Here is a 20,686-nt window from a genome sequence, read left to right on the forward strand (position 1 = left end):
TAGGGGCAGCCGGGTACGGGGCGGGATCGTTCAGGAGGAGGGGCATGGGAGCGGGGAAGCGGGATGTCCGGCTCGTCGCGGAGGTTCGTGCGGGGGACGCCGAGGCGGTACGGGCCCTGCTGGCGGCGGGCGCGGATCCGAACGCGGTGGACGAGACGGGACTGCCGGTGCTGTGCGCGGCGGTGGCGACGTTCGACGCGTCCGTGGCCGAGGCGCTCGTGGACGGCGGCGCGGATCCGGACCGGCCGCTGCCGGACGGCACCACCGCGCTGCTGCGGGCCGTCGAACTGGGCTCCCCGGCGCTCCTGTGGGCGGTGCTCGGCCCGGAGCCGCGGTCACGGCTTCCCGAGGCCGCCCGGGGAGGACTCCTCACCATGGCCAGGAACTGGTACGACACCGGCGTGGCGGAGGAACTGCGGCGCAGAACCGGAGCCCGGGGGCCGGCCGAGACGGTACGGGTCCAGGATGACGAGTACAACCACGTCGACCAGGTGTCGCTCGGCGGCCTGACCGTCCGTGCCGGGCACGGCGCCGTCCTGACATCGCTGGAGAGGGCTTTCCGCGTTCCGGCCCCCGCCGAGGAGTTGGTTGCCCGTGCTCTGCGGCAGCCGGACGAAAACCATGTGGACTACTCGGCCGCCCGCTTCGCCCTCGCCCGGCGCTCCGACGACAGGACATGGTCGGCCCTGGCCGCCCTCCGCCGCCACCCCGATCCGGCCCACCGTCTGTTCGCGGCCCGCGTCCTGTGGAGCTGTGACCCCCTCCTGGACGAAGTCCACCCCTACGGAAGGAGGAGAGGCGAACTGTGCGCCGCCTGGGCGCTGGAGGAGCCGGATGACGAGGTGCTCGCCGAGGTGCTGGACACGTTCGGCAACTGCGAGCATCCGGACATGGAGGCCGTCGGGCTCCGCCATGCCGCCCATCGCGACCCCCGGGTACGCCGGCAGGTGCCCGATCTGCTGTGCGCCGAAGGCGTGCCCCTCATCTCCGAGGGGGAGGACGCGCTGCTCACCCTCGCGCACGACCCGGACCCCCTGGTACGCGCCGCCGTGCACACCGTCTGCAGGGGGATGCCCGGCCTCACGTCCCGGATGAGCCGGGAGCTCGTCGCGGCCACCCGGGACCCGCACGTCACCGTGCGGAGCGTCGCGGCGGAGACCCTGGCTGCCTCGAGTGACCACAGCCCGGTCGCCACCGCCGCCCTGTGGGCCCTGCTCGACGAGGAGCACCAGCTGATCCGGCTGGAGGCCGCCTACGGGCTGGCCCGGCGCGACGACCCCCGCACAGGGGAGGCGTTCGACCGGGTAGGGCCGCTCGGCCCCGGCTTCGAGCACGACCACCGGCTCCATGCGCTGCGGGAACGGCGGTGGCACGAGGAGGAAGCCGCCCGCAAGGGCACCGGGGCTCCCTGAGAGGCGCTGACACGGTTCGAGTACTCGCAAGGAGCGGGCTACGGACCGTTCTGTCGTCGCTGAGGTCAGCGCTCCTTCCTTCCGACAGCCTGTCGCGCCGGCATCGGTCCCAGGCGCGCGGCCGTACGGCGAGCACCGGACCGATAACCGGTTGCCGCCTGCTGCCGGGGCCACCAGGGTGGTGCCTTCGTGTGCCGAAACGAAGGAGGGCCTGATGGCAGAGGACGCTTCGGCCGGGACGGGGCTGTGGGCGATGGCGGACCTGGTGACGCCGATGGCGTTACGCGTGGCGGCGACCCTGCGGCTCGCCGACCACATCACGGCGGGACTGCGGACGGCACCGGAACTGGCCGCCGCCACGGACAGCGACACCGACGCGCTCGACCGGACGATGCGCCACCTCGTCTCTGTGGGCGTGCTCGGGCAGGACTCCTCGGGCGGCTACACCCTGACGGCACGGGGCCGGGAACTGCGCGGCGACCACCCGTCCGGCCTCCGTGGCGTGCTGGACCTCGATGGCGCCCTCGGCCGCGCCGATCTGGCGTTCGTCCGGCTGCCGCACAGCGTGCGCACCGGCGAAGCCGCCTTCCCCGCGCAGTTCGGCAAGCGCTTCTGGGAGGACCTGGCGGAAAACCCCGCGCTTACCGCCTCCTACGACGCCCAGATGGGCACCGACGTGGCCGCCTGGGCCGAGGACATCCTTCCCGCCTACGACTGGGAATCGCTGGGCAGGGTGGTCGACGTCGGCGGCGGCAACGGCACGCTGCTCACGGCCCTGCTGCGCGCGTACCCCGCACTGCGGGGCACCGTCCTCGACCAACCCGACACCGCGGCGGCCGCCCGCGAAACCCTGGCGGCGGCCGGTCTGACCGACCGGGGCGATGCCGTACCCGGCGACTTCTTCGAGACCCTGCCACCGGGCGCCGGAGGCTACCTGCTGTGCGCGATCCTCCATGACTGGGACGACGATGCGGCTCGCGCCATCCTGCGGCGCTGCGGGGAGGCGGCGGGAGAGCACGGCCGTGTCTTCGTCATCGAGATGACCGGCCCCGACGGCGTGTCACCCGATACCGGGATGGACCTGCGGATGCTCGCCTACTTCGGCGGCCGGGAGCGCGGTGTCGGTGAACTTACCGCACTCGCCGCCCACGCGGGTCTGCGCACCGTGGCGGTACACCACGCCGGCCGCCTGGCCATCATCGAACTCACCACTGGCTGAACGCCACTCGGGGATCGGGGACAGGAACCGACCGCGAGGGGGCAGGGGTGCCCGACCGCCTGGACAGCAGCCACGGGCCCGGCCCCGAGTGGGACGCCGGTCACGTCGCGTTCCTCCCGGCCCTTGTGCTCCTCGGCGACCCGTTCGGCCGACTCGCCGTTTCCGGCACGGGCCGGCGGGGTCGGCCTGGCCGTTCCCGCGTGGCGGGCCGTCCGCGGAGGAGCCGGGCCAGGCGGGCAGTTCGTCCGGGGGTCACAGGGCCAGCCACACCGCCGTGTCGCCCGGCAGACGGCCCCCTTCCAACTCCTCGCTGGCCAGGAGCACCTCGCGGTGGGCGGGCAGCGTCACCGGATCGCCGGAGAGGTTCGCCACGCACCGGAACCCGGGGGTGCGGACGAACGACAGCACCGGGTCGTCCGGGGCGCTGTCCCAGGTGAGCGTGCCGTCCCCGAGTGCCGGGTGGCTGCGGCGCAGGGCCAGCGCCGACCGGTACAGGTTCAGCATCGACGACGGATCGCGGTCCTGTGCCTCGGCCGTCAGCGGTTTCCACACGTCGGGCTGCGGGAGCCAGGGCGGCCTCCCGGCGCCGCCGGAGCTGAATCCGAACGGCGGGCCGTCCCCGCTCCACGGCAGCGGGACACGGCAGCCGTCACGCCCCCGGTCGGTGTGCCCGGAGCGCTGCCAGGTGGGGTCCTGGAGCAGCCCCTCGGGAAGGTCCTCGACCTCCCACAGGCCCAGTTCCTCTCCCTGGTACAGGTACGCGCCGCCGGGCAGGGCGAGGGTGAGCAGGGCGGCTGCCCTGGCCCGGCGGGTGCCGAGCCGCAGGTCCGCGGGCCCCCGCAGGTCCGCAAGCGAGCGCACCGGCCCGTCCGGCTGCGGCCTGGCGTAGCGGGACACATGCCGGGCGACATCATGGTTGGACAGCACCCAGGTGGCCGGTGCGCCGACCGCGCCGAGCGCGGTGAGGGACTCGTCGACGATGCGGCGCAGGTGGTCGGCGCGCCAGGGCGCCATCAGGTAGTCGAAGTTGAACGCGGTGTGCAGTTCGTCGGGGCGGACGTAGCGGGCCAGCCGCTCGGGGAAGCCCGCCCACGCCTCCGCGACGAACGCGCGGGGATCGTCGTACGCGTCGGCGACGTTCCGCCAGCCCTGGAAGATCTCGTGCACCTCCTCGCGGTCCCAGTGCGGATGGTCCAAGTCGCCCGCCCCTTCGAGGAGCTTGCCGTCGAGGGAGCCGATGTCGGGCAGACCGGGCGCTTTCACCAGGCCGTGCGCCACGTCGATGCGCACTCCGTCGACGCCGCGGTCGAACCAGAAGCGCAGGATCGACTCGAACTCGGCCCGCACCTCGGTGTCGTCCCAGTTCAGATCCGGCTGCTCGGGGGCGAACAGGTGCAGGTACCACGGGCCCGGGGAGCCGTCGGGCTCGGTGATCCGCGTCCAGGCGGGGCCGCCGAAGACGCTTCTCCAGTCGTTGGGCGGCAGTTCGCCTCCGGGGCCGCGTCCCGGCCGGAAGATGTAACGCTTCCTGGCGGGGGAACCGGGCCCGCCGGACAGCGCCTCGCGGAACCACGCGTGCGCGGACGAGGTGTGGTTCGGCACGATGTCGATGAGGAAGCGCAGACCGTGCTCGTGCGCCTCCTCCACCAGCGCCCGCGCGTCCTCCAGCGTGCCGAAGACCGGGTCGATGTCCCGGTAGTCCGCTACGTCGTAGCCGCCGTCGGCCATGGGGGAGGGGTACCAGGGGGTCAGCCACAGCGCGTCGACGCCGAGTCCGGCGAGGTACGGGAGGCGCTGCCGTACTCCTGCGATGTCGCCGATGCCGTCGCCGTCGCCGTCGGCGAAGCTGCGGATGTACACCTCGTAGATGACGGCGTCGCGCCACCAGTCGGCGGTGGTCCGGGCGAATGCCACGTCTCTCCTCAGGGCGTGATCGGGATGTCGGACGAGGGGTCGGTCGCCTGACGGCGCCCGCGACGGGTCCCGCGCCGGAGGACCGGCATCAAGATCACCGCGCGGGCGGTGCCGGGCCCGCAAGCGGCCCGTCAGTGGAAGGCGTTCCACAACTGTCTGCCCGCCCCGCCGCCGAAGATGTCCGAGGAGGGCACCGGTGGGGTGGGGGAGGGGCCGGAACCGGCCGGCCCCTCACCCGCCCCGGCCCGCGCGGGGAAGGTTCCGTCGCTGGAGCGACGCCGACGGCGGCGGCCGCGGCACCCGGTGGGAAGCTCTGCTCGCCGAAGCGACCATGCCCCGGGCGAGGCGGCGGGTGTGCACTTCGGCGGGCGCTGAGAATCCGGGTGCGGGAGGGGTGATGGGCTTGGAAGCCGGTTTTCACTCGACCGGCGGGATTGGTCGTCCCGGACGCGCGCCTCCATGCGCGGAGGGCGGCACGCGTGTGCTCCTCGCGCGGTCGTCCGCGCTCTGACCGGGGCTGCGACGACGGAGGCAGGCTGGTCACCGCGGCGGCTGCACCGGGCAGCCGCCGATGTCGATCATGGAAGGGATGGAGAAGATCTTGCTGTTCCGAGGGCGTCTTCGGACTCTGCTGACCGTTGCGGTGGCCGCCATGGCCACCGCGGGGCTGTCGGTATCGCCGGCCCACGCCGCACTCCCGGTGGGCCAGGATGTGATCATCAGCAACTACGCCAGCAACTGGTATCTGTCCACCGATCACCAGACCGTGGCCGAGAACCAGCGCGTCCAGATCTGGGACCGTGACCCGATGGCCAACAACGGCGCCGGCAGCATCTGGCGTCTCACCCCCCGCACGGACGGAAGCTACAGCATCTCCCCGAGCGAGCCGTACGGCCGCACCCCGCAGTTCTGCCTGTCCAACGAGAAGGACCCGAACCGCAGCGGTGAGGGGGCCGTGTGGGTCAGGCGCTGTGCCGGCGCGGACTCGCGGCAGTCCTGGTGGATCGGCGAGACCAGCAGCCGCTCCTACATCCACACCATCATCCCCGCGAACGACACCGGCTACGCGCTGGGCCCCCACCGCGGCCTGGCCGCGGCCGACGTCCATGTCAACGTCACCCGCCGGCAGGGCGGCACCTCCGCGACCGTCCAGATGTGGAAGATCAACCCTGCCTGAGGCCCAGCCGCTCAAGGCCTCCGCCACGGAGCTGTTCCGTGTCTCCGCGCTCGCGGAGACACGGAACCGTGCGGGAAGGCGGCTTGCACCGGCGGTCGGGCCTGACCTCTGACAGCCGGTAAACGGCTCAGAGCGACCTCGCCGAAGCCGCTTGACACCCACAGGAGCATCCTCGATGCCCCGGTGAAGATCTGTCGCCGAGGTGATGCCGGAAGGCGCCACGGGATGCGCTTGAAGGCGTGAGGTCCCGGCCCGTCACTCGTCGGGTGCGTCCAGCCGGTCGGGCCCGGTGGTTGCGGCGGCGTAACGACGGGCGAGTGCGGCGCAGGCTTCGTGGAGGGCCGGCGGGCCGATGACGTGCAGGTTTGCGTCGAAGCGGCCAGGGCCGGCGGCAAGGGCGGTCCAGGACCAGGATCCTGTGATGACGCTGCATCGCGGCGCCTGCCGGTGTGCTGGCCGTCACCGGCCTTCAGGGGCTCCTCATCGCCTTACCGGTCGCTTAGCATGAACGAACTATGAAAAGAGCGTTTTCGGTCAACGCCGGTAGATCATCCGGCGTTGATGTCGGAGCCGGCGGTGACGTCGGCCACGGCGTGCACGGCGGAAGCAGCGCCCCCGAGGCGGTCGGGACCGGGCTTCGTCTCGGCGAACTGCTCACCGAGGGCTGCCGCGGCACAGCCGCCGTCCGGGCGCGGCGCACCACGTCCGGACTCGCCGCCAAGCTGTGCGAAAGGGGCGCACGTAGCCGGTTCCCCCGTTCCGGCCGCCGGCCTGCCCCGGCCGAGGAAGGCCACGCTCCACCGTCTTTGCTGTCTGCTTGCCGGGCGCACGTCTCGTGCGGACCGGCATCCCGTATTCCAGACCTCAGAGGGCCTCTCGTATGAATGCACTTCCCCTGCTCCTGATCGGCCTCGCGATGTTCGCGGGCGGATATGTCCTGTACTCGAGATTCCTGGGCAACCGGGTCTACAAGCTCGACGCGTCCTTTCGGACGCCCGCGCACGAACTGCAGGACGGCGTGGACTATGTCCCGACCAACAAGTTCGTGCTGTGGGGACACCACTTCACCTCGGTCGCGGGCGCGGCGCCCATCGTCGGCCCCGCGGTCGCCGTCATCTGGGGCTGGCTGCCCGCGTTCCTGTGGGTCACCCTCGGCACGGTCTTCTTCGCGGGCATGCACGACCTGGGCGCCCTGTGGGCCTCGGCACGCAACAAGGGCCGCTCGATCGGTACGCTCTCCGGCCGCTACATAGGCGGCCGGGGCGCCAACCTCTTCCTCGTCGTGATCTTCCTGTTGCTCCTGATGGTGGTCGCGGCCTTCGCGGTGGTGATCAAGAACCTGCTGATCTCCACTCCCTCGGCGGTGATCCCCGCCTGGGGCGCGGTCGCGGTGGCGCTGCTGGTCGGCCAGGCGGTCTACCGCTACAGGATGAGCCTCGGCCTGGTCACCGTGATCGGCGTCGGAGCGCTCTACGGCCTGATCCTCCTCGGCGACGCCGTCCCGGTGGAGCTGCCCGACCCGATCCTGGGCATGTCTCCGGCGACCTTCTGGATCATCGCCCTCTTCGTCTACGCCGGCGTAGCCTCCCTGCTGCCCGTGTGGGTGCTGCTCCAGCCCCGTGACTACATCAACGGCGTCCAGCTCTTCGTCGGGCTCGGCATCCTGTTCACCTCGGTACTGCTGAGCGCTCCGACGATCGTCGCCCCGGCCTTCAACGACGCCGTGCCCGCGGGCACCCCGAGTCTCGTGCCGCTGCTCTTCGTCACCATCGCGTGCGGCGCGATCTCCGGCTTCCACGGCATGGTCTCCTCCGGTACCAGCTCGAAACAGCTGGACAAGGAGACCGACGCCCGTTTCGTCGGCTACTTCGGCGCGGTCGGCGAGGGCCTGCTCGCGCTCGGCGCGATCATCGCCGCCGTCGCGGGCTACCGCACCCTGGCCGACTGGGAGGCCGTCTACAGCGCCTTCGGCCAGGGCGGCGTCGCGGCGTTCGTCGAGGGCGGCGGCGCGATCCTCAACAGCGGACTGGGCCTGCCCGTGTCGCTGAGCTCGACGGTCCTGGCCACCATGGCGATCCTGTTCGCCGCCACCACCATGGACACCGGCGTGCGTCTGCTGCGCTTCGTCGTCCAGGAGGCCGGCGAGGTCGCGAAGGTGAGGATCGGCAATGTCGCCGGCACGCTCATCACGCTCGCCGTCGGTGCGGGGCTCACCTTCAGCCAGGGCGCCGGGGGCGAGGGCGGCCTGCGCATCTGGCCGCTGTTCGGAACCAGCAACCAGCTGCTGGCCTCCCTGACGCTGTCCATCGTCGCCGTCATGCTGATCCGCAAGCGGCGCAATCCGGCGCCTGCGCTGATCCCGCTCGCGGTCGTGTTCGTCATGTCGTTCTGGGCCGCGGTCGTGCAGCTCGGCGACTTCTACGAAGCCGGGGACTGGCTGCTGCTGATCATCGACCTCGTCATCATCGTCGCCGCCCTGTGGGTCGCCTTCGAGGCGGTCGTCGCGATGCGGCGGGCGTCCCGGGAGCCGCCGGAGGCTCTCGACGCCGATGTGACGGAGAAGGGCGAACTGACGAAGTGACGTCCCGCTGGGCCTCGCTGCGGGCCGGGCTGGAGGAGTTCTACGCCGGTCCCTACCGGCGTACCCTCGCCCGCGCCCGGCGCGAGGAGGACGACCTGTTCCGGATGGTGGTCCTCGCGGAGGCACTGGGCGTACCGGATCCGGCGGCGTACTACACCGCCGAGCTGATGCCCGCCCTCTACGAGGACTTCCACGCCTGGCACCGCCGTATGGGCATGGACCGCTCACCACTGGAGCACATCGGGTGCTGCTAGACCTCATCACCTCGCGCAGGGTCGTCTTCGTCGGCGGCAAGGGCGGGGTCGGCAAGACGTCCGTCGCCGCGGCGCTCGCCCTCGGCCGTGCCCGGTCGGGCGCCCGCGTGCTGCTGGTCTCCACCGACCCCGCCCACAACCTCGGCCACCTCTGGGGCCGTCCCGTGGGCGACGAGCCCGTACGTCTCGCCGGCCCGGGGGACCTCGTCCCCCGGGCCGGGGTGGCCGGCCACGTCGACGGGCTGGAGATCGACCCGGAGCGCACGGTCGAGCAGCACCTGTCCGCGGTCGCCGAGACGATGCGGCGGCTGCTCCCCGAGCGGATGCACGCACCGGCCGCCCGGCACCTCCAGCTGGCCCGGCAGGCGCCCGGCACCCACGAGTCGGCGGTGCTGGAGCGGATCGCCGAGGCGGTGGAACTCGCAGAGGAGGCCTACGACCTGGTCGTCTTCGACACCGCGCCGTCCGGGCACACACTGCGGCTGCTCGCGCTGCCCGAGCAGCTCACCTCCTGGACCGAGACCCTGCTCGCCAACCGCGACCGGTCCGAGCGGTTCGGCGCCGCGGTGCGCGGTCTCGGCGGTGGCGGGGACAGTGACCGCGACGCCGAGCTGCGCCGCGTCCTGCTGCGCCGGCGCGACCGCTTCTCCCGGCTGCGCGAGGTGGTGACGGACCCGGCGCGGACCGGATTCGTGCTCGTACTGACCGCCGAACCGCTCCCGATCGCCGAGACCGTGGAGGTGTACGAGAAGCTGACCGGCCTCGGTGTCGACGTGGCCGCGCTCGTCGCCAACCGCCGTTCCCCGGCCGGCGCCGGTGAGCTGCTGGAGCGCCGCCGGAGGCTGGAGGACAAGCACCTCGCCCGGCTGCGGCGGCGGGTCCCGGACGTCCCCCTGCTGGAGGTGCCGCTGCTGCCGGGGGATCTGGTGGGCACGCGGGCCCTCGCCGCGCTGGCTGACCGGCTCGGGCCCTCCCCTTCCTGAGATTCCGCACTCCCGCCGGCCCGTGGCGCGCACCGAGTCGGCGTCTGCGCCGCTCACCTTCGTGGTCGGCACAGCCGGTGTGCTTCGGCCGGCGCCGCGACGAAGCAAACACGTGGCCTGTGTCGACGGAGACATGGTTCTGAGTGCCGGCGAGATCGGCTTCGTGCGTGAGGCGGGCCGGTGGGCCGTGAGCGAGATCGGCAACCGGTCCACCGGCTACCGCCCGGATGTCGGCTCCTGGGCGGATGTCGCCCGTGCCCTGGACGCTGTAGAGCTCCGGCGGCCCTCCGGCTTCATCCACTTCCCCACGCTGCATCTCACCGTCGCCGCACCACCGGCGAGCGAGCACGAGGCGCCCCTGGCCGCGGCCGGCATGACGCCTGCCCGGCTTTGGCGATCGGCTCCGTCGGCACAGGACCGCTCGATACACTGCCGCGATCTGTAGTCGCTCCCCACGGGTGCGGGGAGCCGATCCGCGATGGAGCGAGCAGTATGACCGACTTCGCCGGCACTGACGCCGACACTGACGCCGACCAGCGGGGCACCGCGGAATCACCCACGGCAAGGTCGGCCTCCAGCGCCCGTGTCTACAACGCCATGGGCGGGGGCAAGGACCACTATTTACCGGATGAGGAGATCGCCCGGAAGATCGTCGAACTCTGGCCGACCGTGGGCCGGGCAGTGCAGGCCAACCGCGCCTTCATCCACGCCTCCGCCCGCTGGCTCGCCCAGGAGGTCGGCATCCGCCAGTTCCTCGACCTGGGGTGCGGCATTCCGGCGCCGAACTCCCCGAACCTCCACGAGACCGCCCAGCAGATCGCCCCGGCCTCCCGGGTGCTGTACGTGGACAACGACCCGACCGTGCTGGCCCACACCTCGGCGCTGCTGGTCAGCGCCCCCGAGGGGCGCACCGCCTACCTGAATGCCGACGCCACCGCCCCGGACAGTGTCCTGACCTCTCGGGAACTGACGGGCACCCTGGACCTGGGCCGGCCGGTCGGCCTGTTCCTGTGCGCCCTGTTGCACCTGATCCCCGACCACCAGGACCCCCGGGGGATCGTCGGACGGTTCACCGAGGCCCTGGCACCGGGCAGCCACGTGGTCATCAGCCACGCCACCCCCGACCACGACCCGGCGCTCATGGAGCAGGTCGCTGAGGTCTACGCCCGCAGCGGACGGGTCAACGCCACCGGAACCCTCCGCCGCCGCGAGGAGATCGAGCACCTGCTGGGCGACCGGCTGGAGCTGGTCGAGCCCGGCATCGTGCCTGCCCATCGCTGGCAGCCAGGTACCGCTGCCAGCGATGCGGACCTGCCCGACGACGCGATCAACTGCTACGCCCTCGTCGCCCGCAAGCCGTAGCGCCGAGCGCCCCTGAACGAAAGACAGGACAGGGCCCCCACCCTGACCGGCTGCTGCCGGGGACGGGACCTTGTTCTGCGCCGTATGTGCGCCCGTCCGGGTCGGCTCCCGAGGTTCGTGGAGACCTCCGCCCGGGGGAGACGTGCGGCCCGCGCACCGCCGCGCCGGACACGAAGCGTCAGGGTCTTTCCGTGTGCTCCTGCAGACGAGCGGAGACCAGGGACTCGAGCGCGTCGGCCGCCAGCTCGGCGTACCGGGCGAAGTCGGTGTCGTCGCCGGCGGCCGCTGCCACCCGGAAGCCGTCGGTGAGGGCCCGCCCCATGACAGCCATGTCGTGCGCCAGCTCCGCCGCGACGTCGTCCGTCACTCCCGCGTACGAGGTGCGCAGCCGGGACGCGATGAACTGGAACATCTCCTTGCGGATGGCGAGGTACCGCTGCCGGGCGAGGTTGTCCTCCAGTCGCCGCTCGAAGGCGAAGACGAGGCCGATGCTCCAGAACGCGGCGGCCGGATCGGCGAGGCTGCGGGACGCCGCTGCCGAGTCGCTGATGCTGCGGCGCAGCAGTTCGCGCAGGTCGCCGACGGACTCATGGGTCCTGCGCCAGACCTCGAAGCAGTAGTCCAGCAACTCGACGAAGAGCTGCTCCTTGTTCCGGAAGTGCCAGTAGACGGATCCGATCGGCAGGCCGGACACGCGCGCGACGTCGGCCATGGTCGTCCCCTCGTACCCGGCCTCGACCGCGCGCGAGAGCACCGCCTCGAGTATCGCCCGCTTCGACACCTCGGACGCCCGGTGCGTCTTCCGCCGCGTGGCCATCGGCCCCCCTCACCCTCTTCGGACTGCAGTTCTACCAAATGCACGCCGACTCTTGACACCGACCGCAGGCGCTCGTCAATGTAATGGCGATTCTAGAACGTAACTTCTAGGTTTCGCCGATGGGGCGCGACCCGGTGCGCGCTCCATGTCCTCCTTGCGGGCCGCTGCGATGGCATGGGTCCGCTCTGTCCCGAAACAGGGAGACTTGCATGAGGATCACCGACCATGTCCCGCAGGAGAAGATGAGCGGTCTGCAGGTCCGCGCCATCGTCATCGCGATCACTCTGGTCGTGCTCGACGGCTACGACGTCTCGCTCACGTCGTTCGCCGCCCCGTACATCGAGGAAGGCTTCGGGGTCTCGAAGGCCGAGCTCGGACTCGTCATGTCCGGCGCCCTGATCGGCATGCTCGTGGGCTCGATCGTCGTCGCGCCGCTCGCCGACCGCATCGGCAGACGCAACATGGGCGTCATCTCCACCGTGACGATCGCGGTGGGCATGTTCATCGGCCCGTTCGCGACGCCGGAGACCGGGACCTGGCCTTTGGTCGTGAGCCGCATCGTCACCGGCATCGGCGTCGGCTCCCTGGTCGCCGTGGTCGGCGTCATCCTCTCCGAGTACACGGGCAAGCGCGTGTACGCGCTGGTGATGGCCGTCTACGCCGCCGCGATCAACATCGGCGGACTGCTCGGCTCGATGATCGTGGGCCCGATGCTCGACACGCGTGGCTGGCAGTTCGGCTGGTGGATCGGGTTCGTGCTGAGCGCGATCGCCGCGGTCGCCACGTACGCCCTCCTCCCCGAATCGCTCGCCTGGCTCTCCGAAGGGCGTCGCCCGGACTCCCTGCGGCGGCTCAACGCGCTCCTGGCGAAGATGCGCCGCCCCGCGCTCACGGCGCTCCCCGCGCCCGACTCGACGAACGTCGAGGTCAAGGGCTCGCTGCGCACCGTGTTCACCGGCCGCACCGGCTTCTACACACTGCTGATGATCGTCGGATACGTCGCGTACATGCTCAGCTTCTACTTCATGACGAACTGGGCGCCCAGCAGTGTGGCCTCGGCCAACGACAACCCGGCGCTGGCCCCGCAGCTCGTGACCGCCTTCAGCATCGGCGGCATCCTCGGCAACGTGCTCTTCGGGTACCTGGGAGGCAGGATCGGCATCCGCCTCCTGGCCCCGGTCTTCCTGGTCCTGGCCACCGTCACCCTGTCGCTGTTCGGCATCGCCGGATCGGGGATGCCCACCGCCTGGTGGACCCTGTTCGCGGCCTCCTTCTTCGTCTGCTCGGGCACCGCCGCCTTCTACGCGATCGTCCCGACGCTCTACCCGACGCTGGCCCGCTCGACCGGTTTCGGTGTCGTCATCGGTGTCGGCCGGTTCGGCGGCATCGCGGCGCCGGTCATCGGCGGCGCGGCCTTCGACGCGGGCTGGGGGATGGCCGCGGCCTTCACCGTCTTCTCCCTGCCCATGCTCATCGCCGGCGTCTGCATCCTCGCCCTCCACCTGAGCCGGCGCCGCTCCGACGCGGCCGAGGCCCGGCCCGAGCCCGCGCTCTCCGGTACGTCCGCGTAGCGGCCGTCCACCTCTTTCGAGAAAGGAACCACTTCCATGCCGCTGGCCGTCGCAGCGCTCTCCCACGCGCCGTCCTTCGGCAACGTCGACCCGGGCGGGGAGACGTTCGCCGAGATCAATGCCGCCATCGACGAGGTGAAGGAATTCGTCGCCGGGTACGACCCGGACCTGGTCGTGGTGTTCGGGCCCGACCACTTCAACGGCCAGCTCTACTCGCTGATCACCCCGTGGGCTATCGGTGCGGTCGCCGAGGGCATCGGCGACTACGGCACCACCGCGGGGCCGCTCCCCGTCGACGGCGACGCCGCCCGGGCCCTCCACGCGGCAGTGCTGGACGAGGGCATCGACATCGGCCGCAGCGAGCGGATGACGGTCGACCACGGCGTGGTCCAGCCGCTCGACTTCGTCTTCGGCAAGAACTTCACGCAGCCGATCGTTCCGGTGTTCGTGAACGCGATCGGCCTGCCACTCACCCCCATGCGGCGAGTGCGCCTGATGGGCGAGGCGTTCGGCCGGGCCGCACGTGCCCTCGACAAGGAGGTGCTGTTCCTCGCCTCGGGCGGCATCTCCCACAACCCGCCGATCCCGCGCTGGGACGGAGCCCCCGGCACCGTGCACGAGCGCCTGGTCGCGTACGCGCCCTCGCCCGAGGAGCGGCGGGAGCGCGAGCAGATGATCGTCAAGGGCATTCAGGCGATAGCCGACGGCAGGGCGCCCAGCGACCCGCTGAACGAGGAGTGGGACACGCTCGTGCTCGACGTGTTCCGATCCGGCGACCTCGGCCCGGTCGACGGCTGGGAGAACGGCTGGTTCGTGGCGGAGGGCGGCTCGGCCGCGCACGAGATGCGCAGCTGGATCGCCGCCTACGCCGCGCTGTCGGCGGCCGGCTCCTACCGCTTCGCCGTCGACCGCTACTGGGCGGTCGAGAAGTGGGGCGCCGGCTTCGCGATCCAGGCGGCGGTGACCGCATGAGCCGGGCGGTGAAGACGCACTTCGCGACCCTGTGGGAAGAGATCGCGGACCTGGAGCACTCGCTGCGGTACGTGGACGCGGGCGGCTACCGCACCCGGGTCCTCGACATCGCCGGAGCGACTCCGGACGCGCAGACGGTCGTGCTCGCCAGCGGGACCAGCGGCCACATCGAGGCGTGGACGCAGAACGTCCGGGCGTTCGTGGAAGCCGGTTTCCGGGTGGTCGGCTACGACTACCCGGGCCACGGGTACACCTCGCTGTCCGACCATCCGCTGGAGATCCGCGACTACGTCGAGCACCTGCTCGCCCTGCTCGACGCACTGGCGCTGGAGCGCGTGCACCTCGCCGGTGAGTCGCTCGGCGGCTGGCTCGCGCTGAAGTTCGCGCCGAAGCACCCCGACCGCCTGCGCACGGTGATCCTGTCCGCACCGGGCGGGCGGGTGGTCGGCGAGCCGCGGCTGGACCGGACGCAGTCGGTGAGCGCCAAGGCGGTGAGCGAGCCGACCTTCGACAACGTGAAAAAGCGCCTGCAGGTCGTGATCCACGACCCGGAGAACATCACCGACGAGCTCGTACGCGTCCGCCGGGCGATCTACGCCCGCGACGGGTTCAGCATGGCGCACGTGTCCGCCCTGCGGGAGCCGGAGCGGCGGTGGCGCAACCGCGTGACGGACGAGGACTTCGCGGCGGTCCCGGTCCCGGCCCTGATGGTGTGGACCGACCACGAGCCGACCGGCGACGAGGCCGAGGGCGAGCGTCTGTGCGGGCTGATCCCGGACGGCGAGTACCTGCTGGTCCGCGGTGCCGCGCACTGGCCGCAGTGGGAGGGAGCCGCGCAGTTCAACGCCGCGGCGGTCGCCTTCCTGGAGAAGCATGCCTGATGAAAGGACCGCAGTGAGCGTCCCCCCGGAGACCATCACCCAGATCGCGCGCGAGCTGTTCGAAGCCAAGCGCGGCGTGTACACCGTGCCGTACGTGAGCCCCCGGCTCCCCGAGCGCGATCTCGAAGCGGCCTACGCGATCTCCGCCGAGTTCGCCGCCCTCCGTGAGCGCGAGCTGGGTGTGAAGCGGGTGGGCCGCAAGGTCGGCCTGACCAACCCACTCGTGCAGCAGCGCGTGGGCATCGACGAGCCCGACTACGGCATCGTCCACGACGACATGGTGCACGCCTCGGGCACACACCTGCCGCTGTCCGCGTACAACCGCCTGCTCATCGAGGCCGAGGTCGCGTTCGTGCTGAAGATCGACGTCCTGGAGGCCTCACGCGAGAGCGTGGAGGCGGCGATCGACTATGTGACCCCCGCGTTCGAGGTCGTCGACTTCCGCTACGACGGTTCGGTCGGGCAGATCGTCGACACCATCGCCGACAACGCCGGCTGCAGCGGAGTCGTCCTCGGCGAGGAGCGGCACCCCTACGGCGAGGTCGACCTGACCGAGGTCGAGATGGTCATCACCGGTGGCACCACCGAGATCACCCGGGGCGTCGGCGGCAACGTGCTGGGGGACCCGGTCAACGCGGTCGTCTGGCTGGCCGAGACCGCGATCCGCACGGGCGAGCCGCTGCGCGCCGGCGAAGTGCTGCTGTCCGGGTCCATCGGCTACATCGAGCCGTGGCCCGCCGACGTCGAGTGCGTCGCCACCATCACCGGACTGGGTCGCGTGGTCGCGACCGCGGATTCGAAAGGCTGAACATGAGTGACTACCGCCCCGTCGACGCGGCCACCCGCGTCGAGATCGAGCAGCTCATCGCGGAGATGCTCTACCGCCTCGACCACAACCGGGCGGACACCACCTGGGAGCTGTACACCGAGGACGGCGTCTCGGTCGGCCCGATGGGCGACATGGACCGTGAGGCCATGAAGGCCTGGGGGGCCAAGCGCGCCCGGCAGACGGACGTCGTCGGCCGTCACTTCATCGGCGGGGTCCGCCTGGTGTGGGACGGGGAGGAGGTCGAGGGAACAGTGCAGTACCTGACCTTCCGCGACGCCAACGAGCCGCAGACACTGCCCGCGTCGGTCGGCGAGTTCCGTGAGCGCTACCGCAGGGTCGACGGCCGGTGGCTGTTCGCCCGCCGGGAGATCGTGCCGGTCTTCGGCGGCCGGGCGGCCGCGGCCCACGCCGCGCGCGTGGCCGGGCGGGAGGGGTCGGCGCAGTGAAACGAGCAGCCCTCGGCGGGCGGACCCCCGTCCTGTACCACCAGACGGTCCCGTCGTTCTCGATGACGGAGTGGGCGACGGCCGCCGGGTACGACGGCGTGATCCTCGACCTCCAGCACGGCGAGCTGGGGCTCGAGGCGGCCTGCGGCATCCTGCGCTCGGTCCCGAGGGACAACGCGTACGCGTACGCCCGGGTGGGCTCGCTGGACCCCGCGCCGATCCTGCGGCTTCTCGACAGCGGGGCCCGCGGCATCGTCGCGCCCACCGTCGAGTCCCGCTCCCAGACCGAGGCCCTGGTCGCCGCGGCCAAGTACCCGCCGACCGGGAACCGCAGCCTGGGGCCCTCGCGACCCGCGCTGTACCCCGGCGGCTCGTACACCGAGGCGGGCAACCGGGCGGTGTCCGCCGTCGCCCAGATCGAGACGAAGACCGGAGTCGACCGGGCAGAGGAGATCGTCTCGACCCCGGGCCTGGACTCGGTCTACATCGGGCCGGCCGACCTGGCCGTCTCCTACGGCCTGCCCGGACGCGGCGACTGGGAGGACGGCCCCGTGCGCGAGGCGATCGCCCACCTGCGGGAGGTGACGAGCGCGCACGGCGTCACCCTGGGCATCTACTCCGGCCGGCCGGAGTACGCGGCCGGCCTGTTCGCCGACGGCCTCGTCGACTACACGGGCCTCGGCATCGATCTCGTCCTGCTGAACCGCGCGTTCGGCGACACCATCGCCGGGCTGGACTCGGCACGATCCACACGGAGCACCTCATGAACAAGGCCTGCGACGTTCTCGTCGTCGGGGCGGGTCCGGTCGGCCTGACCCTGGCCAACCTGCTCGGACAGCAGGGCGTCGACGTCCTCGTCGTCGAGCGGGAACACGAACTCATCGACTACCCGCGGGCCGTGGGCATCGACGACGAGGCACTGCGCGTGATGCAGACCGCCGGCCTCGTCGACGAGGTGCTCCCCCACACCATCCCCGACCAGAAGATCTACATGATCAATGGCGACCGGATGATCCTGGCCGAAGTGAACCCGACGACGCGCGAGTTCGGCTGGCCGCGCCGCAACGGCTTCGTGCAGCCGCTGGTCGACCGGGTGCTGCTCGCCGGCCTCGACCGCTTCCCCAACGCCGCCGTGCGCTTCGGCGCCGAGGTCGTGGACCTGTCCGAGGACGCCGACGGCGTGCTCGCCACCCTCGCGAACGGCGAGACGGTGCGCGCGCGGTACGTCGTCGCCGCCGAGGGCGGGTCCTCACCCACCCGCAAACGCCTGGGCATCTCGTTCGAGGGCGAGACCCGGCCGACCGACGGCATCGTGATCGACGTCGCCAACGACCCGATCGGCACGCCCCACGCCGTCTTCGGCGGGGACCCGGCCCGCAGCTACGCCTCCATCGCACTGCCCCACGGCATCCGGCGCTGGGAGTTCACCCTCTTCGAGGACGAGGGCGAGGCCGACGTCGAGGACGACGCGTTCGTCTTCGGCCTGCTGGCGCCGCACGTGCATGACCCGTCCGAGCTGGACATCATCCGCCGCCGCGTCTACCGGCACCACGCCCGGGTCGCGGGCCGGTTCCGTCACGGGCGGATCTTCCTCGCCGGTGACGCCGCCCATGTCATGCCCGTCGTCGGCGGTCAGGGCTGGAACTCGGGGATCCGCGACGCCTTCAACCTCGGCTGGAAGCTGGCCGCCGTCGTCAAGGGCCTCGCGGCCGACGGTCTGCTGGACACGTACGAGACCGAACGGCTGGGCCACGTCACGCAGATGGTGGCCGTCTCCCTCCAGATGGCGAAGGAGATGACCGACCACGATCCGCAGAAGGCCGCCGAGCGCGACCGGATCGCCGCCGGCCGCACCCCCGAGGAGCGGGAGGCCCAGAAGCGGCAGGCGTTCAAGCCGCAGCCGAAGTTCGACCGGGGTGTGGTGGTGCACACCCCGCTGCCGGTGTCCAAGTCGCTGCCCGACCGCGACGTGCCCCGGCTGGCGGGCACGATCTTCCCCCAGCCGACGGCCACCGACGCCGACGGCGTGGAGATGCTGCTCGACGACGCGACCGGACAGGGTTGGCGGATCCTCACCTGGAACAACGACCCGACGGCGTTCCTGTCGGCCCCGAGGCGTGCCGCGCTGGACCGGCTCGGCGCCCGCCTCGTGCAGGTGGTGCCGAAGGCGCAACTGCCCTGGGCGCGCAAGCAGGCCACGGCCGGCATCACCGTCGTCGGCGACCTCGGCGGCGAGTCGGGCCTGCAGGCCTGGTTCGACGCGCGGCCGGTCGGCGCGGTCGTCCTCCGACCCGACCATGTGATCGCCGCCGAATGCCTGGCCCAGGAGCTCGACGACGTTCTCGCCCGGGTTCTGGAGGCCGCCCGCGCCGCGTGACGCGCGGCGGAGCTTCGGCCTCGGCGGGGCGGTGTACGACGTGTGCGGGGCCGAAGTGGTCGAGAGGAACGCGCCACTTCGGCCCCGTCTTCGTTGGTAGCCCCCTTCTAGAATGACGATGCTGGTGTAGCGCGGGGCACGGACGACGGGCGGCGACAGGGTGGCGGGCATGAAGCGGGGCACGCGGCAGGGCAACGGCACGAAGGGCACGCGGCAGGCGCGCTCGGACCGGAGCCGGGAGCAGATCCTGCGGGCGGCCCTGGACCTGGCGCTGGAACACGGCTACCAGGGCACGACCATGGCGGCCGTCAGCACGGAATCCGGCCTGCCCGTCGGCTCGGTCTACTGGCACTTCAAGAGCAAGGAGCAGCTCTTCGTCGCCCTGCTCGAGCACTGCTACGAGGTGTGGATGCGGATCCACTCCGGCCCCGACGGGCTGCGCCGCAAACTCTCGCGCGGCATCGCCGGCCTGTCCGGCGCCGACCCGGAGCAGTACACGAAGGAGGAGGCCCTGCTCAAGGCCGCGGCGGTCTGGGCGTTGAGCAGGCAGCTCGGCGGTCTGGGCGAGGACAGCGAGGTCCGTGCGGCGTACCTGCGGATGCGGGAGGAGATGTTCAAGGTGGACGTTCAGCGGCTCACCGGGTCCATCCCCGCCGAAGTCGCCGAACGCTTCCCCGACATGGCCACCAAACTCACGGTGCTGAGCCTGGCGTTCACCGACGGCTTCTACGTCCACGCGAACTCCGACGTGCACCTGGAGCTGGACTTCGGCGAGTACGCCGATCTGGCGGCGCGGGCGCTGGAGGGCCTGGTGGACGACTTCGCCCGCCGGGCGGCCGAGGAGCGGTAGGGCGGTCTTGAACCGTCCGGCGGGCGGGGGAGTCAGACGCCGCGGGTGAGTCCGCCGTCGACGCGCAGGTTCTGCCCGGTGGTGTAGGTGGCGTCGCAGGCGACGAAGGCCACCGTTCGGGCGACCTCCTGATGGGCGGCGGCCCTGCCCAGCGGGATCGCGGAGGTGTACGCGGCCGGTACGGCTTCCGGGTCGGCGACGGTGTACCCGGGGAGCACGTTGTTGATCCGGATGCCGTCCGCGGCGACCTCGTCCGCCCACAGCTTCGTCCAGGTCGTCATCGCGGCCCGGGCGACCATGGAGGTGGGGAAGCGGGGCGAGGGCTCGGTGGGGCTGGCCGAGGAGATGTTGACGATGCTGCCGCCGCCCTGTGCGCGCATCGGAGCCAGGGCGGCGCGGCAGGCCCGCACCACGTTGTAGAAGTACAGGTCGAACCCGGTGGCCCAGTCCTCGTCGGTCAGTTCCTCGACCTTCCCCTTGGGACCGTGGCCCGCGCTGTTGACCAGCACGTCCAGCCGGCCCCAGGCGGAGACCACCTGCCCGACGGCCGCCTCGACGACCCCGGCTTCGGTGTAGTCGCCGCGGATGGCGAGGCCGCCGAGTTCCCCGGCCAGCTCGTCCGCCCCTTCGCCGCGCGCCAGCACCGCCACCCGGTGGCCGCGCGCGGCCAGTTCACGTGCTGAGGCGGCGCCGATGCCGCTGCTGCCGGCGATCACGAGGGCGGTGGGGGGTGCTTCGGTCATGCTGCACTACTCCTGGTTACGGGGCCGGATCCGGTCAGGCCGGCCGCACGGCCCGCTTCCTCACGGCCGCGGCGGTCGCCGGTGTCCCGCTCGGGCGCGAGCTCGACGGCCACAGGGCGACTTCCTGACTGGAACAACCCCTCTAGAATTACTGTTCCAGTCGAACGTAACCGGCCTCACCCCGGACGTCAACGGCCGGGGCCGACCTGCGGAGCGGGGTACGAACCGCTGGATCCGGCACCAGCGGCAGCGTGGGCCGGCGCTCGCCGGAGTCCGCGGTTTCCCCCGCCCGCCCGGC

General features: G+C 71.7%; 19 protein-coding genes. 16 read left to right on the plus strand and 3 right to left on the minus strand.

Going from position 1 to position 20,686, the window contains the following annotated elements; translation table 11 throughout:
- Positions 1-44: 44 nt before the first annotated feature.
- Positions 45-1,412 (plus strand): ankyrin repeat domain-containing protein, encoded by a 1,368-nt coding sequence (locus BM237_RS29220; protein WP_093848853.1) that lies wholly within the window; start codon positions 45-47, stop codon positions 1,410-1,412.
- 214 nt (positions 1,413-1,626) lie between these two features.
- Positions 1,627-2,631 carry a methyltransferase gene (locus BM237_RS08245; protein WP_093848854.1) on the plus strand — a complete coding sequence of 335 codons (1,005 nt, stop codon included), beginning with the start codon at positions 1,627-1,629 and terminating at the stop codon, positions 2,629-2,631.
- A 252-nt stretch (positions 2,632-2,883) separates the two neighbouring features.
- Here BM237_RS08245 and BM237_RS08250 read toward each other — a convergent pair whose 3' ends face one another.
- Positions 2,884-4,545 carry a glycoside hydrolase family 13 protein gene (locus tag BM237_RS08250; protein ID WP_093848855.1) on the minus strand — a complete coding sequence of 554 codons (1,662 nt, stop codon included), beginning with the start codon at positions 4,543-4,545 and terminating at the stop codon, positions 2,884-2,886.
- Positions 4,546-5,134: 589 nt separating this feature from the next.
- Between BM237_RS08250 and BM237_RS08255 the strand changes: the two genes are divergently transcribed.
- The 6 genes from BM237_RS08255 (at position 5,135) to BM237_RS08285 (ending at position 10,902) form a co-directional block, all read left to right on the plus strand.
- A complete protein-coding gene (locus BM237_RS08255) occupies positions 5,135-5,722 on the plus strand; it encodes an RICIN domain-containing protein (protein WP_093848856.1) in 588 nt (195 codons plus the stop codon).
- Positions 5,723-6,602: 880 nt separating this feature from the next.
- The gene (locus BM237_RS08265) at positions 6,603-8,303 is read left to right on the plus strand and encodes a carbon starvation CstA family protein (protein ID WP_093848857.1); all 1,701 of its coding nucleotides are present in this window, start codon (positions 6,603-6,605) and stop codon (positions 8,301-8,303) included.
- Positions 8,300-8,557, plus strand: coding sequence for a cory-CC-star protein (locus tag BM237_RS08270; RefSeq protein WP_093848858.1), 258 nt, complete (start codon positions 8,300-8,302; stop codon positions 8,555-8,557). Before BM237_RS08265 ends, BM237_RS08270 begins: the two co-directional genes overlap by 4 nt.
- On the plus strand, positions 8,548-9,540 hold the full coding sequence (locus BM237_RS08275; protein WP_093848859.1) for an ArsA family ATPase: 993 nt from the start codon (positions 8,548-8,550) through the stop codon (positions 9,538-9,540). The genes BM237_RS08270 and BM237_RS08275 overlap by 10 nt, the downstream gene beginning before the upstream one ends.
- A 133-nt stretch (positions 9,541-9,673) precedes the next feature.
- Positions 9,674-9,985 carry a hypothetical protein gene (locus BM237_RS30505; protein WP_425443664.1) on the plus strand — a complete coding sequence of 104 codons (312 nt, stop codon included), beginning with the start codon at positions 9,674-9,676 and terminating at the stop codon, positions 9,983-9,985.
- A 47-nt stretch (positions 9,986-10,032) separates the two neighbouring features.
- Positions 10,033-10,902 (plus strand): SAM-dependent methyltransferase, encoded by an 870-nt coding sequence (locus tag BM237_RS08285; protein ID WP_093848860.1) that lies wholly within the window; start codon positions 10,033-10,035, stop codon positions 10,900-10,902.
- Between the two features lie 178 nt (positions 10,903-11,080).
- On the opposite strand, the gene BM237_RS08290 is transcribed toward BM237_RS08285, so the two are convergent.
- Complete coding sequence (locus tag BM237_RS08290) at positions 11,081-11,719, minus strand: TetR family transcriptional regulator (protein ID WP_093848861.1); 639 nt, start codon at positions 11,717-11,719, stop codon at positions 11,081-11,083.
- Between the two features lie 209 nt (positions 11,720-11,928).
- Between BM237_RS08290 and BM237_RS08295 the strand changes: the two genes are divergently transcribed.
- The 8 genes from BM237_RS08295 to BM237_RS08330 all read left to right on the plus strand — a co-directional run bounded on the left by BM237_RS08295 (position 11,929) and on the right by BM237_RS08330 (position 19,645).
- On the plus strand, positions 11,929-13,290 hold the full coding sequence (locus tag BM237_RS08295) for an MFS transporter (protein ID WP_093848862.1): 1,362 nt from the start codon (positions 11,929-11,931) through the stop codon (positions 13,288-13,290).
- 36 nt (positions 13,291-13,326) lie between these two features.
- Entirely contained in the window at positions 13,327-14,262 is a 936-nt protein-coding gene (locus BM237_RS08300) for a 3-carboxyethylcatechol 2,3-dioxygenase (RefSeq protein WP_093848863.1), read from the plus strand.
- Positions 14,259-15,143 (plus strand): alpha/beta fold hydrolase, encoded by an 885-nt coding sequence (locus tag BM237_RS08305; RefSeq protein ID WP_093848864.1) that lies wholly within the window; start codon positions 14,259-14,261, stop codon positions 15,141-15,143. The genes BM237_RS08300 and BM237_RS08305 overlap by 4 nt, the downstream gene beginning before the upstream one ends.
- 13 nt (positions 15,144-15,156) lie before the next feature.
- A complete protein-coding gene (locus BM237_RS08310) occupies positions 15,157-15,951 on the plus strand; it encodes a 2-keto-4-pentenoate hydratase (protein ID WP_093848865.1) in 795 nt (264 codons plus the stop codon).
- Positions 15,952-15,953: 2 nt separating this feature from the next.
- Entirely contained in the window at positions 15,954-16,418 is a 465-nt protein-coding gene (locus tag BM237_RS08315) for a nuclear transport factor 2 family protein (protein WP_093848866.1), read from the plus strand.
- Positions 16,415-17,185: an HpcH/HpaI aldolase family protein gene (locus BM237_RS08320; RefSeq protein WP_093848867.1), complete on the plus strand. Its 771-nt coding sequence runs from the start codon at positions 16,415-16,417 to the stop codon at positions 17,183-17,185. Before BM237_RS08315 ends, BM237_RS08320 begins: the two co-directional genes overlap by 4 nt.
- The gene (gene mhpA / locus BM237_RS08325; protein ID WP_093848868.1) at positions 17,182-18,795 is read left to right on the plus strand and encodes a bifunctional 3-(3-hydroxy-phenyl)propionate/3-hydroxycinnamic acid hydroxylase MhpA; all 1,614 of its coding nucleotides are present in this window, start codon (positions 17,182-17,184) and stop codon (positions 18,793-18,795) included. Before BM237_RS08320 ends, mhpA begins: the two co-directional genes overlap by 4 nt.
- 169 nt (positions 18,796-18,964) lie before the next feature.
- Complete coding sequence (locus tag BM237_RS08330) at positions 18,965-19,645, plus strand: TetR/AcrR family transcriptional regulator (protein ID WP_093848869.1); 681 nt, start codon at positions 18,965-18,967, stop codon at positions 19,643-19,645.
- A gap of 32 nt (positions 19,646-19,677) precedes the next feature.
- On the opposite strand, the gene BM237_RS08335 is transcribed toward BM237_RS08330, so the two are convergent.
- The gene (locus BM237_RS08335; RefSeq protein ID WP_093848870.1) at positions 19,678-20,388 is read right to left on the minus strand and encodes an SDR family oxidoreductase; all 711 of its coding nucleotides are present in this window, start codon (positions 20,386-20,388) and stop codon (positions 19,678-19,680) included.
- Positions 20,389-20,686 lie beyond the last annotated feature (298 nt).

The organism is Streptomyces mangrovi (genome assembly GCF_900114215.1).
Lineage (GTDB): Bacteria > Actinomycetota > Actinomycetes > Streptomycetales > Streptomycetaceae > Streptomyces > Streptomyces barkulensis.